The sequence below is a fragment of the Chitinophaga filiformis genome (assembly GCF_900102545.1).
Classification (GTDB): Bacteria; Bacteroidota; Bacteroidia; order Chitinophagales; family Chitinophagaceae; genus Chitinophaga; species Chitinophaga filiformis.
The window spans coordinates 1053700-1069895 of record NZ_FNBN01000001.1; the positions used below are offsets into that span (position 1 = coordinate 1053700).

General features: G+C 45.7%; 16 protein-coding genes and 1 pseudogene. 6 read left to right on the forward strand and 11 right to left on the reverse strand.

The features are described 5' to 3' along the window. Positions 1-25: 25 nt before the first annotated feature. From BLR32_RS04310 to BLR32_RS04325, 4 genes are read right to left on the reverse strand one after another with little or no spacing between them, the layout of a single operon-like run. Positions 26-979, reverse strand: coding sequence for a YihY/virulence factor BrkB family protein (locus BLR32_RS04310; protein WP_089828995.1), 954 nt, complete (start codon positions 977-979; stop codon positions 26-28). Between the two features lie 26 nt (positions 980-1005). Then, on the reverse strand, positions 1006-1332 hold the full coding sequence (locus BLR32_RS04315) for a nucleotide pyrophosphohydrolase (RefSeq protein WP_089828996.1): 327 nt from the start codon (positions 1330-1332) through the stop codon (positions 1006-1008). A 9-nt stretch (positions 1333-1341) separates the two neighbouring features. Next, entirely contained in the window at positions 1342-1794 is a 453-nt protein-coding gene (gene dtd, locus BLR32_RS04320; RefSeq protein ID WP_089828997.1) for a D-aminoacyl-tRNA deacylase, read from the reverse strand. Between the two features lie 43 nt (positions 1795-1837). Further along, a complete protein-coding gene (locus BLR32_RS04325) occupies positions 1838-3187 on the reverse strand; it encodes a hypothetical protein (protein ID WP_089828998.1) in 1350 nt (449 codons plus the stop codon). A gap of 108 nt (positions 3188-3295) precedes the next feature. On the opposite strand from BLR32_RS04325, the pseudogene arfB reads away from it, so the two are divergent. Both arfB and BLR32_RS04335 read left to right on the forward strand, forming a co-directional pair. After that, positions 3296-3676 (forward strand): annotated as a pseudogene (gene arfB, locus BLR32_RS04330) (alternative ribosome rescue aminoacyl-tRNA hydrolase ArfB); the annotation flags it as partial. A 26-nt stretch (positions 3677-3702) separates the two neighbouring features. Then, on the forward strand, positions 3703-5238 hold the full coding sequence (locus BLR32_RS04335) for an oligosaccharide flippase family protein (protein ID WP_089829000.1): 1536 nt from the start codon (positions 3703-3705) through the stop codon (positions 5236-5238). Between the two features lie 30 nt (positions 5239-5268). On the opposite strand, the gene BLR32_RS04340 is transcribed toward BLR32_RS04335, so the two are convergent. Next, complete coding sequence (locus BLR32_RS04340; RefSeq protein ID WP_089829001.1) at positions 5269-5907, reverse strand: MBL fold metallo-hydrolase; 639 nt, start codon at positions 5905-5907, stop codon at positions 5269-5271. A gap of 56 nt (positions 5908-5963) precedes the next feature. On the opposite strand from BLR32_RS04340, the gene BLR32_RS04345 reads away from it, so the two are divergent. Then, the gene (locus tag BLR32_RS04345; protein WP_089829931.1) at positions 5964-9353 is read left to right on the forward strand and encodes a hypothetical protein; all 3390 of its coding nucleotides are present in this window, start codon (positions 5964-5966) and stop codon (positions 9351-9353) included. Positions 9354-9410: 57 nt separating this feature from the next. Here BLR32_RS04345 and BLR32_RS04350 read toward each other — a convergent pair whose 3' ends face one another. From BLR32_RS04350 to BLR32_RS04370, 5 genes are all read right to left on the reverse strand, one after another. Continuing rightward, a complete protein-coding gene (locus BLR32_RS04350) occupies positions 9411-9776 on the reverse strand; it encodes a diacylglycerol kinase family protein (RefSeq protein WP_089829002.1) in 366 nt (121 codons plus the stop codon). Between the two features lie 20 nt (positions 9777-9796). Then, positions 9797-11164, reverse strand: coding sequence for a cell envelope integrity protein CreD (gene creD / locus BLR32_RS04355; protein WP_089829003.1), 1368 nt, complete (start codon positions 11162-11164; stop codon positions 9797-9799). A gap of 51 nt (positions 11165-11215) precedes the next feature. Then, a complete protein-coding gene (locus BLR32_RS04360; protein WP_089829004.1) occupies positions 11216-11515 on the reverse strand; it encodes a winged helix-turn-helix domain-containing protein in 300 nt (99 codons plus the stop codon). 45 nt (positions 11516-11560) lie between these two features. Continuing rightward, positions 11561-12202 carry a hypothetical protein gene (locus BLR32_RS04365; protein WP_089829005.1) on the reverse strand — a complete coding sequence of 214 codons (642 nt, stop codon included), beginning with the start codon at positions 12200-12202 and terminating at the stop codon, positions 11561-11563. Positions 12203-12488: 286 nt separating this feature from the next. Further along, entirely contained in the window at positions 12489-13685 is a 1197-nt protein-coding gene (locus BLR32_RS04370; protein ID WP_089829006.1) for an aspartate aminotransferase family protein, read from the reverse strand. Between the two features lie 114 nt (positions 13686-13799). On the opposite strand from BLR32_RS04370, the gene BLR32_RS04375 reads away from it, so the two are divergent. The 3 genes from BLR32_RS04375 to BLR32_RS33945 are packed head-to-tail and all read left to right on the forward strand — an operon-like array spanning position 13800 to position 14697. Next, complete coding sequence (locus BLR32_RS04375; RefSeq protein ID WP_089829007.1) at positions 13800-14330, forward strand: gamma carbonic anhydrase family protein; 531 nt, start codon at positions 13800-13802, stop codon at positions 14328-14330. A 40-nt stretch (positions 14331-14370) separates the two neighbouring features. Continuing rightward, positions 14371-14526 (forward strand): hypothetical protein, encoded by a 156-nt coding sequence (locus tag BLR32_RS33940; RefSeq protein ID WP_170117718.1) that lies wholly within the window; start codon positions 14371-14373, stop codon positions 14524-14526. Positions 14527-14541: 15 nt separating this feature from the next. After that, positions 14542-14697, forward strand: coding sequence for a hypothetical protein (locus tag BLR32_RS33945; protein ID WP_176842161.1), 156 nt, complete (start codon positions 14542-14544; stop codon positions 14695-14697). A 128-nt stretch (positions 14698-14825) separates the two neighbouring features. On the opposite strand, the gene rsgA is transcribed toward BLR32_RS33945, so the two are convergent. Continuing rightward, positions 14826-15761: a ribosome small subunit-dependent GTPase A gene (gene rsgA, locus BLR32_RS04380; protein WP_089829008.1), complete on the reverse strand. Its 936-nt coding sequence runs from the start codon at positions 15759-15761 to the stop codon at positions 14826-14828. Positions 15762-16196: the final 435 nt, after the last annotated feature.

Here is a 16196-nt window from a genome sequence, read left to right on the forward strand (position 1 = left end):
GGGTTTTCGGATTTAAAGATGGCGTTTAGCTACCTTTTTCTTTCTCAATTGGGGCTGTTAAAGGCAATTCATCAGTTTCCACGGGCACTTCCTTCACATATACAGCATATTCATTGGGCCTGATCTTACCTCCGAAATGCTGTACATATACTTGAGTAAACTCAGCGCCGAAGTACAGGATAATGGCTGAATAGTATACCCAGAGCAGGATGATTACGATGGAACCGGCTGCCCCATAGGCAGTGCCGACTTTACTGGAACCAAGATACATCCCGATAGCAAACTTTCCTATCATAAACAGGATGGCGGTTGTCACAGCGCCGATTATAACATGTTTCCACTGCACCTTGGCATCAGGCAGCACTTTGAAAATGATAGCGAACAGCACGCTGATGATCACAAAGGTCAGCACCAGGTTAATAATGTACACCAATACCATCGTTACCTGCGGAAAGAGAACCGACAGCTGGTTGCTGAACAGTGCAATAATACCGTTTAATGCCAGGGACACCATCAGGATAAATCCAAGGCTGATAACTATTGAAAACGACAGCAGGCGGTTGAGCAACATCTTGAGCAGCCCATTCTTGGGCTTGGCCTTTAGCTGCCAGATGAAGTTTATAGAATCCTGGATCTCACCAAATACACTTGTGGCACCAATTACCAGGGTAACAACCCCTACTATGGTGGCCCAGCTGGAATCGCCCGAAAGAGCGGCGTTTTTGATCATCTGCTGGATCTGGATGGCGGCTTCGCTTCCCACCATATTCTTGATTTGTCCATATATGCTTCCTTCGATCGCCTCCTTCCCCAAAAACACGTCGCAAAGCGTAATGATCACGATCAGCATAGGGGCAATGGAAAAGATGGTATAATAGGATAGGGCGGCGCTGAGTTTGAGCACCTTGTCGTCCATGAAATCATGAAAGGTCTGTTTCAGGATCTGCCAGAGAATTTTTAATTTCTTGAGGATCTTCATATAATAGCTTTAACAAAAAACCTGCCTTATTGGAGCTTTTCATTGTCCCTGTGCCTGCTGGCATCCCGGATATTTTTCTTCTCGAAGTTCTTTTCCAGGGCGGCTGTCATATCCACCCCTGTCTGGTTGGCGATGCAAAGCAACACCCACATCACGTCCGCCAGCTCATCTGCCAGATCTTTCTGTTTGTCAGATTCCTTGAAGGATTGTTCTCCATACTTGCGGGACATGATACGGGCCACTTCCCCCACTTCTTCCGTCAGGATGGCCATGTTGGTCAGTTCGCTGAAATAACGAACCCCTACAGTCCTGATCCAGCCGTCGATCTTTTCCTGTGCTTCCTGGATGGTCATATTGATGATTTATTCTTTTGATTTTGTGTCAATGATGATAGTAACGGGACCGTCGTTCAGCAGTTCCACCTTCATATCCGCTCCGAAAATGCCTGTAGCAATGGTTTTTCCCATATCAAAAGTCAACTGGCTGATCATCTGTTCATACAGGGGAATAGCTATATCCGGCTTGCTCGCTTTGATATAGGAAGGCCTGTTCCCTTTTTTGGTAGCAGCATGTAGTGTAAACTGACTCACCAGCAGAATATCTCCCCCGACTTCCTTTACAGAACGGTTCATGACGCCTTCCTCATCATTAAAAATACGGAGGTTGACGATCTTGTTGCTTAACCAGGTAATATCTTCTGTATTATCAGCATCCTCAATGCCCAGCAATACCAGCAAGCCTGTCTGGATACTGCCGGTAACATTACCATCTACGGTCACGGATGCCCTTGATGCACGTTGTATAACTGCACGCATATGTGTAGTAAGTTATTTTAATTGCGCCGGGAAATTAAAATATTTATGCGGTATGTGTGAAAATATCGCCGGCGTCAGGGTCCTGTACTTTCACAGTGTCCTCTATTTCCAGCTTAGGATAAAACAACTCCTGCATCAGGTAGTAGTAGAGATAGAGGAACGATAAAGACAACAACAGGTATTCATTTAGCGCAAACAGTATTGTAATGGTATTCAAACCCATTACCAGTAACAGATACGTCTTACTACTACGCAGTTTTATATAGGCGAAGATCTTTAAAAGATATAGTGCTCCCAGCAACGCCGCGCCCGACAAAGCAAGTCCGGTGGGCGCTGTCAGCAAGTGATAAATATTATACACCGTTACTGTAATTCCGGCAATGATCATCGCCTGCCGGGCAGCATGCCTGTCAGATTCGAGGTATAACACCGCGTGTTCTTCCTGCGTAGCTGGTTTATCCTCTGCAAACAATAGTTTTAACACAGCTGCAATGTTGATCACAGGAATATAGTGCATAATGATCACCCAGGGATTATATTCTCCGGTAGTCAATGCCCGGCCGGTGATGATATTTCTTAACAAGCCGGCAAGAGAATAGATACACAGCACTGCCAGCAATAACTTGAAAATAACAAAAGCGGTAAGCGTTAATGGCAATGGAGTGCCTTCAAAGAAGTTGGCCATTAAATAGGTAAGTTCACCAATGCTACCCATGTAGACAAACCATATTGAAAAGAAGATGAAAAAATATTCCCACCCGCTGATGGTCTGTATACGGGATTGCAGCTTTATAAAAAATGCAGGCCATCTGAAACTGTTCTCTGTCAGGAATATAATTGAGTAGTAAGAGATAAAGGTAGCGAAGCCTGTCAGCAGTGCAACAAGGGTGCTCACCACCTCCATCCAGACGCCGGATGGATCCAGCCATCCCAATGGAATCGTGCCAGTTGGACTGCCCGTTTTAGGGATCACAAAATAGATGACCGCTGCCAGCACCGCTGCGCCCATTTTGTCACTCATTCCGTTCAGATAAAAGCGGGTGATAATAATCAGCAGGAAGACCGCAAATGAATTGAAATAATAGATCAGGGCAGTATGTTGTTGACCGCTGCTGGTTTTCAGAAACTCATTCAAAATAAACTGCAGACTGAAGGCAGAGAGCACCACAAATGCCAGTACACCGAATTGCTTTACATCCTTTTTAATAACCGCTTCCCATACTACCATACAGAGCGTGGTCAGCGCCAGGAATATTGCATATTGTGTTCCCAGGTTAAGCGATAATATTGATGGAAATATGATGTCTGCACCCTTTTTTATCGTGCAAGCTATAAGCACAGGAATCCAGCTTGTTTTAAGTATACGCAACTGTACAGGTGTAAAGAAATTCATGGGATACAGGATTTATAAGGATGGCCGGCAAATAAAATCATTTACCTTTAGTTAAATTACGATAATCAATTATAAAGAAACGTTAATTAAATGAGTGTAGATCTTTCCGCCGAAATTACCTTCCGCACCGCCAGGAGCGGGGGAAAGGGCGGACAAAACGTGAATAAGGTGGAAACCATGGTGGAGGGTTATTTTGATATTGCCGCTTCATCTTTGTTAACCGAAGAACAAAAAACACTGGTGCAGGAAAAGCTGGCGCACCGCATCAACGCAGAGGGACTGCTGCAGGTACGCTCCCAGGAAGAACGTACCCAACTGGGCAACAAACAGCTGGTAGTAAAGAAGATGAACGAACTGGTGAGTAAAGCCCTCATCAAACCCAAAAAACGGGTACCCACCAGACCCTCCAAAGCAGTGAAGGAAAAGCGTATTCAATTCAAAAAAAGACTGTCGGAGAAAAAACAACAGCGCAGGAAAGGGCTGGAATAATTAATTTTGGCTAAAATTTTAGGGAATTGAGTATAAAATCACTGGCAGGACAGACGATCTATTACGGCTTTAGTAACATAGCGAGTAAGCTCCTTAACTACTTCCTTACACCGCTCTACCTGGAGCTGATGACACAGGCTTCGTACGGGGAGATGTCTACAGTGTATGCTTATATCCCATTCCTGAATATTATCCTGACCTATGGTATGGAGACGGCCTTCTTCCGGTTTGCCAAGAAGGAGAACAGCCAGACCGTGTTGAGTACGTCCACTATCTCATTACTGTTTTCTACCATTAGTTTTACGATATTACTCTTTTTCTTCCGGGGACCTATTATCCACTCCTATATTGGTAAACTGAGCGGGCTTGACACACATCCGGTATTCTTTACTTACCTGGTGCTGATCATGGCTTTTGATGCACTGACGGCCATTCCTTATGCCCAGCTGCGGCTGGAGAACAGGCCCGTCCGTTATGCCGTTATACGCCTGACGAACATTCTTACCACTATCGGGTTTAACATCCTTTTCCTGGTCATCATCCCTAAAATGTATGCAGCAGGGCATACCTGGCTGCCGGATGTACGCCCGGGCAACCAGATAGGTTATATTTATCTCAGTAATGCACTGGGTAGCGGCATCGCACTGTTGCTGTTCCTGCCTCAGATGATGCGCATCCGTTGGCAATTTGATACTGCGGTGTGGAGACAGATGCTGGACTATTCCATTCCGCTGATCTTCTTCGGGATGGCAGGTATGGTGAATGAAACCTTTGACAGGGCATGGTTCCTGCCAGAATTCCTGCCGGGGAATAATATGACGGATAAAAAAGAGTTGATCGGGATCTATGCGGCCAACTACAAACTGGCCATCCTGATCACCATGTTCATACAGGCATTTAAGTTAGGTGCAGAACCATTTTTCTTTAAACAGGCAGAAGGCAAAGATCCGCAGAAGATGTATGCCCGCATCATGAAACTCTTTGTAGTGTTGTTATGCATGATGTTCCTCTTTGTAAGCTTGTACCTGAACGTCTGGAAGACCTTCCTGCGCAGACCGGAGTATTATCCCGGTATGAAGATCGTTCCTGTTCTGCTGCTTGCCAATATGTTCCTGGGCATCTACTACAACCTGACTATCTGGTTCAAGCTGACCGACCGGACAAAAACAGGCGCTATGATCACCATTGTTACCGCAGTACTGGCCTTTTTGCTGAACTGGTGGTGGATCCCGGTAATGGGATACTTTGGTGCAGCACTGGCTACGATGGTGTGCTACTTTGCCCAGATGACCATCTGCTATATACTGGGGCAAAAGTATTATCCGGTACCATACCACCTTCCACGCATTCTCACTTACATGATAACCGCAGTGCTGACTTTTTACCTGTACGATATGCTGAACAGGACTCTCTTGTCGCCAGGTGATATATATGCACTGAAGCCCTTATCGCTGTTTGTGGCCACAGTCTTCTTTATCGGCTATATCTGGTTCCTCTTGAAAATGGAAAAAAAGGAGTTTTCCAGGTTACCTTTTATCGGAAAATTTGTGAGCAGGATTTAAACCTTTCACTGTCCTGAAGAGTCTGAGTACTTACTGCAGGAAAGGATTGTACTGCTTTTCAAAACCAATGGTGGTGGACTGTCCGTGACCCGGATATACCCTTACCTCATCCGGCAATACGAACAATTTCGTCTGAATACTGTTAATTAAAGTTTGATGGCTGCCTCCAGGCAGGTCTGTACGGCCAATACTCTGGTAAAACAGCACATCCCCGCCAATGAGGAATTGCTGGCTGGCGGAATAAAAACACACACTCCCCGGTGAATGACCAGGAGTCAACAACACCTCCAGCTCATCATCGCCAAAGCGTATTTTTTCTCCGTCTTCCAGGAACCGGACAGGTTCAGGAGAAGGTTCAAAGGGAATATTATACATTTTGCCTATTTCAGGAGATCGGTCCAGTACAATTTTGTCCTGAGGATGCATTTCCAGGCCAACTCCATAGGTCTTCACAACCAGTCTGTTACCGAAAATATGGTCGATGTGGCAATGTGTGTTCAGGAGCCGTGTAACTTTCAAACCTTCTTTTTCGATATACGTGAGTAATTGTTTCCTTTCTTCTTCAAAATAACAGCCCGGGTCTATAATTATACATTCCCTTTTTTCGTTAATGAGTAAATAGGTATTTTCCTGAAACGGATTAAAGGTGAAATGTTGTATTTCCATCATTGTTGCCGATTTTTGCTATTTTTAATTCAGAACGCAATATTATCAATACTTTCTGTATGAACCGACTTACTACCAGGTTATTATTAATTACCGGTACCCTATTACTTGGCTCGTATCTATCCCAGGCACAGACCAATACCGTGGAATTTGGACAGAACCGCATACAGCATAAGAATTTTAAATGGCGTTACTATCAAACCCGTCATTTTAATACTTACTTCAGCCAGAACGGTCTGGAATTAGGGAAATACGTAGCACAGGTAGCAGAAAAGGAATTGCCACAGCTGGAACAATTCATGGAATTTACCTTCCGTCAGCGGGTAAATATTGTCGTATACAACAGCTTCGGGGAAATGAAGCAATCCAATATAGGCATTGGCGTTGACTGGCAGAATACCGGTGGTATCACCAAGCTGGTGGGTAATAAACTGATCGTATACTTCGATGGTGATCACGAACACCTGTACAAGCAGATCCGGGAAGGGATAGCCCGTGTAATGCTGGAAAACCTGTTGTTTGGCGAAGATATCGGAGAGTTTGCCGGCAATACAATACTCATTGATTTCCCGAAATGGTTCACAGACGGATTTATAGCCTATGCAGCCGAGAACTGGAATACTCAACTGGATGATGAACTGAAAGATGCTATCCAGTCAGGCAGGTATAAGGACTTCTATCAGCTGGCATATGAAAAGCCTACGCTGGCCGGACATGCCTTCTGGTATTATGTAGAAAGTAAATATGGCAAGGACGCTGTGCCTTACCTCATGTATATTTCACGTATCAACCGCGGACTGAAAAAAGGATTTGAGCAGGTATTGAACCAGAAGCCTAAAAATGCACTGAAAGACTTCATGGTATTCAATGCCAAACGTTACCAGGACGATAACCGCCGCCGCCGTCAGAGTACCCGTGGCGCCCGTACCATTGCAGCCAGGGAACTGAAGAAGTCTGACTTCTACCGCTTCCAGGCCAATCCGAAGAGCATCTATTATGCTGTGGTGGAATTTTCCAAGGGACTGTACAAGGTGCAGATACAGCTTGCCGACGCGAAACCTAAAGTATTGCTGCGTAGCGGAGTGAGAATGCAGGCCAGCCAGCTGGACCCTAACTATCCGCTGCTGGCATGGAACCAGAAAGGTAACCGCCTGGCCATCATCTATGAGCATGAAGGCGTGACTAAGCTTATGGTATATGACCTTGTTACCCGAACAAGTACCAAACAAGATCTTCCACGCTTTGACAGGGTGATCGATATGAAGTACTTCTTCGAATACGATAACTCCCTGCTGCTCTCAGCTGTGAAGAACGGTCATACAGATATCTACACTTACAGTATCACAAAACAGACAGCAGAACAGATCACCAACGATGTGTATGACGACCTCGATCCTTCTTTCGTTGCCTTCCCTGGTAAGAGCGGGATCATCTATTCGTCCAACAGACCATCTCCGACTGCTAAAACCGGAGATACCGTGCTGCCGGCAGGTCACTACAATATCTTCCTGATCGACAACTGGAACAAGAGCGCTGACAAGCAGATCTCCCAGCTGACCGACATGAAATACGGCAACGCACGTTCGCCACTGCAATACAATAACACACACTTTACGTTTGTATCAGACATTAACGGTATCCGTAACCGTTATGCCGGTTTCTTTAAGACAGAAAGAACAGGAGTAGATTCCCTCTTCTTCATCGGATCAGAGATCCTGCATAACCCTGATAAGGCTGACCTGGATTCTGCGTTGGCAGAATACGGCGCTACTGCACCTGATTCCGTAATGGCAGTATCGCTTACCAAAGACTCTACTTATACCTTCCCAATGTCGAACTACTCTTATGGTATCAAAGAATCCAGAGGAGCAGGCGACCAAAGCGAAGTATCGCAGGTGATCCAGCAATATGGCTTTAAAACCCTTCAGAAGCTGAAGATCGATACAGTAACCCTGCGCAAGAGAAATGTAAACAGCCGTCCGACTACTTTCAGAGCCCATCAGATGCATGACGACAGTCTTCGCCTGGGTCTGCCGACTTACCATGAAAAGTTGAAGGTCGACACCGTGAAACATGACGATTTCTTCCAGAGCGAGTTTGGAAAAGAAGAACAGGATTCCAGTGTAGCAGCAGAAGCCCATCAGGCATCACAGATCCCACTGATGGAACCTGTACTGAAAAAGGCCAAGCTGTTTCCTTACAAACTGAAATTCGCATCTGACTACCTGATCCTCCAGATAGACAACTCTATCCTGATCAACAGGTATCAGCCGTTCACTGGTCCCCCTTCAGGTCCTATCAGGCTTGTTGATCCTGTGAATGGTCTGATCCGCATAGGTGTAAGCGACCTGTTTGAAGACATTAAGATCAATGGTGGATTCAGATTCCCTTCCAGCCTGGATGGTACTGAATACTTCATCTCTGCTTCTTATCTCAAAAAACGTTTTGATTATAAATTTACTTACTACCGCAGGGTAGATAAATATAGCGGTATTGGTTTTGATACATCAGGCAACCCACTGGATCTTCCGGCCAAGATGAAGACCAATCTCTTCCAGTTCGATGTACGCTATCCATTTGATCAGGCCAGGAGTGTCCGCTTACAGGTGGGCTTCCGTAATGATAAATTCGTAATAGCGGCTTCAGATGAAAACACATTGAAGATGAAGAACTTTGCCGACAACTATGCGTTGTTGCGCCTGGAATATGTGTACGACAATACCATAAACCCTGCTATTAACATCTGGCATGGTACCCGCTACAAGATCTATGGCGATATGAACGCACAGATCAATGGCGACCTGAATGATGTATTCGACCAGGGAGCTTCTACAGGCAAGGGTAAGTTCACATATAATATGGGTATTGATGTGAGACACTACGAATCCATCTTCCGCAACTTTATATGGGCAACCCGCTTCTCTGCTGATTTATCATGGGGTACCCGCAAGTTGTTGTACTATCTGGGTGGTACCGACAACTGGCTGAATCCTAAGATCAATACCAATACACCAGTGAATATGAATGCCAACTATGCATACCAGACACTGGCTACTCCATTACGTGGTTACAAACAGAATGCTCGTAACGGTAATAATGTAATGGTGCTGAATACAGAATTACGTCTGCCGGTGTTTGCCACCTTTATGAACAGGCCTATTAACTCTGCTATCGTACGTAATTTCCAGGTGACCAGCTTTGTGGATATCGGTACTGCATGGAACGAGAAACTGAGCTTTAAAGATGCCAACTACACTTATTATGATAATGGTAGCGGCGTAACAGTGAAGGTGAAAGAAGGTTTCCTCGGACCATTTGTAGGTGGTTACGGCTTCGGCGCCCGTACAACTATCGCTGGTTACTTCCTGAGAGTAGATGCTGGCTGGCCTGCAGTTGCCTTCTTCCGTGGTAAACCGATCTGGTACTTTGGAATGGGAGTTGATTTCTAAGAAGAATGATCTTCACAATATATGGAAGGGTCTCGCATAAAGCGAGACCCTTTTCTTTTAGCACAGGATAGGGATAAAAATGACAGCGCCTGTAATTGCAGCTACCAAAGCCGAAATAAGTACTGCACCTGCCGCAACGTCTTTGATCCATTTCACCCTTGGATGGTATTCGGGAGATAGATGGTCCATGATCTTTTCAACAACTGTATTCAACATCTCTGTGGTCCATACCATTCCCGTTACTATCAGGAGAGCAATCCACTGATTGGCAGACAATCTGCAATAAAAGCCAGCCGCTACCACGAGCACCGTTGCTACAGCATGAATACGCGCATGCGGTTCACTGCGGAGAAAGGCGTAGATTCCCTGAAAGGCATATTTGAAACTTTTTAAACGCTGCTGCAGATAGCGACCGGCTTGCATGAGTATAACTGTTTATAATTTTATAATTCTCCCCACTTGATCCTCCGGCTAAAGTACATCACAATAGCCAGTATTATAAACAGTCCCAGACTACCCATGAGCAATGCCTGATCTTCTGAGCGGATGATGACGTAAATGAATCCATAGAGCAGACTTAATACACCGCCGATACCGATGGCCATGCGGACGCTTCGTAATACGCTGGCTGTATATATGGCTACCAGCAGAATAGTCAATACAGCTGCGATCAGGTAAGCAATACTAAAATTTAATTGTTCTGCGAGGGCGATCAGCAGGGTATAGAATACACATAATGCCGCGCCGACTAATATATATTGTAATGGATGAACAGCTGAGCGATAAAGTAACTCAATAAAATAGAATACGAGGAATGTAAGACCGATGATCAGGATAGCATATTTAACCGCGCGGGTGGATTGTTGATAGGTATCCACCGGCAGGAATAATTTCACACCAAAATCGGCAGAGTGCAGGTTGGCATTGGCGCCAATCCAGCTTTGGGGGAAGTTGCGATTCAGGTTAGACACCTGCCAGGAAGCGGTGAAGCCTTTTGCGTGAACATTGTGTGTATTGGGCAGGAAGGCGCCATCGAAACTTGGGCTCTTCCAGTTGGAATTGAGGTTAACGGTGGTCGTCTTTCCCACAGGTGAAAAGAACAGCTGGCCGGAGCCTTTTAAATCAAGATTGACAGCAAAGTTGCCCGTTACAATACCAGAGTCGGACATTGTCAGCGGCACTTTTACCTGCATGCCATTCTCAAACAGGTTGGTAGCAGGGATGCCAGGATTAAAATAGTAATTCTGACCATTCCATTCCACACCCGCCTGGTTAGTGATGCCGCGCATATCATTAATGCCGACAGCCAGGTAAGCGTCTTTCAGCAGTACAGTTGCCGGATCAATATTTAAGCCGTTCAGGTCCAGCGCAGAGAAAGCGCCGGAGATATGTAAATGCGAACTATAAACAGCCACCTCATAAATCCCGCGCCGGCGTATTTCAGGCAGCAGTTCTCCATTCACGGCCAGTTTATCCGGCAGGAATACAGCATTGGATGTTACTCCGGGTTTGCTATAGTAGGGTATTACCAACACAGGACCGGTAATGGTCTGGGCGTCTCCCCACTTTCCGCTGACTTCTCCCTTGGCTTCAAATTGCCGTTGTTCTCTTTCAGAGATAAGGCCCATGATCATAGCGGTAGGTATCAACAGCAATAGTACAAGGATACCGATGAGCAGCGCTTTTATACCATAGGCATAACGTTCGAAGAAGGAAGGCTTTTCTTTATCTTCCTGTAAACTGTTTCCTGTAGCAGGGGAAGGCTGGCCGGGAGGCAGGGGATTTGTTTCGTTGATGTTACTTGTTTGCATATAATTATATTTAAAAGCACTTTGAACTTCAAAGTATAAAGACAAAAAAAATTACTCCATAGAACGGATCATGTTTTCGAGTGCGGCCAGGTGGCCTTTGAAAGCTTTTTCACCGGCTTTCGTAATAGAATAGGTGGTATTGGTTTTACGTCCGATAAAACCTTTATGCACTTTGAGGTAACCGTTTTCTTCCAGTGTACTGAGGTGGGATGCCAGGTTACCATCGGTCAGTTCCAGCATCTGTTTCAGATCATTAAAACTGACTTCTTCATTTACCATGAGGATACTCATTACCCCAAGCCGTATACGGCTGTCAAATATCTTATTTAAGTTACCAATGGGATTGTTCACGAGTACGTCTTTATTGTTTCCACTTAGTTCCGATCTGCATCGGTTTTACTCTACTGTTGGCTGCCGCTCATATTTCCACCACATAATGATGCCATATAAGATATGCAACACACCAAAACCGATAGCCCAAAAATAAAGCCCTCTGCGCAAAAAGAAAACATTTAATATGCCAAGTCCTATTTCAGCAATACCCAGGTAACGGATATCAGAGAACGTATACTTGCTGGCATTCAATAATGCCATACCGTAGAATATAAGACAGGAGGGAGCTACCAGCACATCCAGCCTGTTATATATCAGACCGGCAATAAAAGCGCCCCCGGCCAGCATCGGGATCAATGCGTTGAACAGTACCTTACGGGAAGTAGCATCCCAGACAGGAAGATTGTTCTGTCTGGCTCTCCTCCAGGTGAAGTAAAGCCCTCCAAAAAACGCCAGGGCCATTACGCCCAGCCCCAGTATGATCAGCTGCAGCCGCAACATGGAAAAGTCAGCATCATCATAGTGCCCCCTTATTTCCCAGCGATCATAATAAGACCTGAACAGGGCATAAGCGGTTGCCGCACCAGCCAGGGCAGAAGCGCCAGCAAAAACGCCACTTAATCCACTAAGGGAAAGAAAACGGGTGCTCCGTTCCATCATGCGCCTGATATCACTGATTGCCTCCAGGTGTTGCTGATCTGTCATACTTAAAGTACTTTGTACATCAAAGTTACATATTTCAATGAGACGACAAAATATATTTTTTCGTTATAACTACATTTTAACATAAAAGCCCCAGGACAATAGAAAGAAAGGACTCAGATCGGGTAATACCCGATTATTACTGACAGGAAAGAGAAGCTTTGTAAGCTAAACGAAGCACAAAAATAAACGAAGGTCTCAGAATCGCTTAAATGAGTACCTGATCCTTCAGGTACCAAAACGAAACGAGGCTGCCCGGTCGTCTGGGACAGCCCCGCTTAATATATCGTCAGGCAGTAGCTGTTGTTATTTCATTTAACACATCAATAATGATCTTACATGCCTGTCTGATCTCTTCTTCACTGATGATCAATGGTGGAGCTATACGCAGACATTCAGGCGCAAACAGGAACCAGTCAGTCAGCAGCCCTCTTTCAATACAGGCATCTATGACCTTTTTATTCATTGGAAAGCCTTCAAACTCGACGGCCATCATCAATCCAAGTGAACGTACTTCTTTAATAGCCGGATGCTGCAGATATTGATGAAATAACTGCTCTTTCGCCTTCACACTATCTATTATGTTGCTTTCCAACAGTACCTTAAAACCAGCCATACCCGCCGCACAGATCACAGGGTGACCTCCAAAAGTGGTCATATGGCCCAGTACCGGTTTATTGGTCAGGCTCCACATGATCTCCTTATCTGCAATAAAAGCACCCATCGGCATGCCGCCTCCCAGTGCTTTCCCCAGCAAGAGGATATCAGGCACCACTCCTGCCTGCTCAAAGCCCCACAGTGTACCATTCCGCCCCAGGCCGCACTGTATTTCATCCAATACCATCAGGGTACCGGTAGCCCTACATTTCTCCCGGATGGCCTGCAGCCATTCCTTTTGCGGTACGCGTACGCCCGCTTCCGCCTGCACCGTTTCCAATATGATACAGGCAGTACGCTCGGTGATCTGGTCTATCGCTTCCCATGTATTGTAAGTAAGATGCTGTATATCAGGCAATAGCGGCCTGTAAGCATTCCGCCAGGTTTCATCCCCCATTATGCTCATAGCGCCCTGTGTAGAGCCATGATAGCTCTTCTCAAAAGCGATAATCTCCGTTCTCCGGGTATAACGTTTGGCCAGTTTCATAGCACCTTCTACCGCTTCGGCGCCAGAATTGGTGAAATAAACGCTATTCAGGGAGGCGGGCAGATGCTGTGTTAACAATGTAGCAAAGCCCACCTGTGGAGACTGGATCAGTTCTCCGTACACCAGCAGATGCATGTATTGCTCCGACTGTTCTTTAATGGCTTCCACTACGGCAGGATGTGAATGGCCCACATTACATACACTGATACCGGCAATCAGATCCATGATCTTTTTGCCTTCGGTATCCCACATATACATACCGGATGCCTTCACTATTTCAAGTGCCATTGGCGCATCTGAAAGCTGGGCCACATGGCGTAAAAAGAGTTGTCTGTTATTCATGCTGCAGCAAAAATACATCAAAGAATCAGTAGGGCCCTGATAAGATACCAGCGCTGCATGCCGCTTACAGCAGACCTATACGAATTTCTTTACTTTTGCGTTAAAACTTACTATATGCCTGTCATCTTACCGGTTAAAGGAATACTGCCAACAATAGGGAACGACTGTTTTATTGCTCCTAATGCAACAATTGTGGGAGATGTGGTAATGGGCGACCAGTGCAGCGTTTGGTTCAACGCAGTGATCCGCGGAGATGTGAACAGCATCAGGATGGGAAATAAGGTAAATGTGCAGGATGGTGCTGTCATTCACTGTACCTATGAGAAAACAAAGGCTATTATCGGCAACAACGTTTCTATCGGACATAATGCTATCGTGCATGGCTGCACAGTTGAAGATAACGTACTAATAGGCATGGGCGCTATCGTGATGGATAATGCACACATTGGCAGTAATACCATCATCGCCGCCGGCGCCGTTGTGCTGGAAGGAACCAGGGTAGAAGCCGGCTCCATCTATGCAGGCGTACCCGCCAAAAAGGTGAAAGATATCAGTCAATCCCTCATCAGTGGCGAGATAGACCGCATTGCCAACAACTATCTCATGTACTCCGGCTGGTTTAAGGACACGCCGGAAAGTAAATGACATATTTTAATTATCTTGCATCTAATAATCACCTTGCCCTATGAAAAAACTATTACTACTAATGGTGGTGTGCGGTATGCTTGCTGCCAGCTGTAAGGTAGAGCGCACCGGTTGCCCCAGCAACAACTACTATTCTACTAAGAATGTAAAGCAAAATAAGTCTTCATCCAGGCAGATGAATGGCAGAGTGTTTTAATTAATACAGCACCCTATGAAAAAACTTTTACTCTTTATACTGGTGATATCCCTCACCGGACTATCCGCCTGCCGTACCAGGAAAACAGGTTGCCCTACTCCCCGTAAGAACTGGGGGGCTGAGAAGCTGCTGGACGAGATGAGCGCTCCTAAAAGGAAAAAACATCGATAATTATTACAGATCAGGTATCGTAGGTATTGGAAGCCCTGTAGCTTACTTCATATCCCTCTTCCAATTTGTTTATCAGATACTTATGCTGCTTTGCGGTGGTCAATACTGGCTCGTAGCCTCAATAGTGATCAATACTGCTCTTCCTGTATGGTTTCCAGGATAGAGGCATAACTTACGTACCTGTTTACATCGATCTCTCCGGCTTCTACCGCTGCTTTTACGGCACATCCGGGTTCATTGATATGCAGACAGTTATTGAACTGGCACTGAGTCAAATAGGGCTGCATTTCGAGGAAATAATGCGATAACTCTGTCTTGCTGATATCTACAATGCCAAACTCACGTACGCCCGGTGTATCAATCAGTTTACCACCTCCAGGCAGGTCGTACATCTCCGCATAAGTAGTAGTATGTAATCCTTTCCCGCTCCATCCACTCACCGCTTTGGTACGCAGGTCGAGACCCGGCAACAAACGATTGATCAGGGAAGACTTACCTACACCGGAATGCCCGGACATCAGTGTAGTTTTATCCTTCATCTCAGCAACTAGCTCGTCTATGCCCTGTTCTTTTTCGGCAGATACCAGCAGCACTTTATACCCGATATCCTCATACAATGCCTGCAATTCGGCAAACTTGTCCAGGTCTTTCTCTTTGTAAATATCCCGCTTGTTGAATACCAGCACCACAGGTATGTGATAGGCAGCCGCCGTTACAAGAAAGCGGTCCATAAAGCCATTGGAAGTACGGGGTTCCTTTACCGTACAGATCAACATAGCCTGGTCCAGGTTGGCAGCTACAATATGCTTCTGGTTCTTTTTATGAGGAGAGCTGCGCACTATATAATTCCGGCGGTTCGCTATTTCAGTGATCATGGCATTTTGTGCGGTAGCATCTCCGTCTTCCCGCACAATTTCAACCATATCGCCCACAGCGATAGGATTAGTAGAGGTGATATCCTCATCTATCTTCATTACCCCTTTAATACGGGCCTGGAACACTTCTCCCGTAATTGTTTTGGCTGTATACCAGCTTCCGGTGGATTTATAAATAGTTGCTTGCAAATTCTCGTACTAGTTATTTAGGGTGTAAAGTTAGGGGGTTTTTCGGATCAGTTGAAAACTTGAGATGAAGTCATGTAGGTCAGCTCCGCCAGGAGCTGTGTGTTGTGGCGCGGGGACATGAGATATCACGCAACACGGCGTCCAACACATCATCAACAAAACATAATAGGACTCCGTCAGGAGTCCCAGTGTTTGTAGCGCGGGGTTTCACCCCCGGGGCATGAGATGTCAAAGCAAACCTGGACCAAAACATCATTAACAAAACATAATAGGACTCCGTCAGGAGTCTCGTGTTTGTAGCGCGGGGTTCAACCCCGGGGGCATGAGATGTCAAAGCAAACCGGGACCAAAACATCATTAACAAAACATAATAGGACTCCGTCAGGAGTCCCAGTGTTTGTAGCGCGGGGTTTCAACCCCGGGGCATGAGATGTC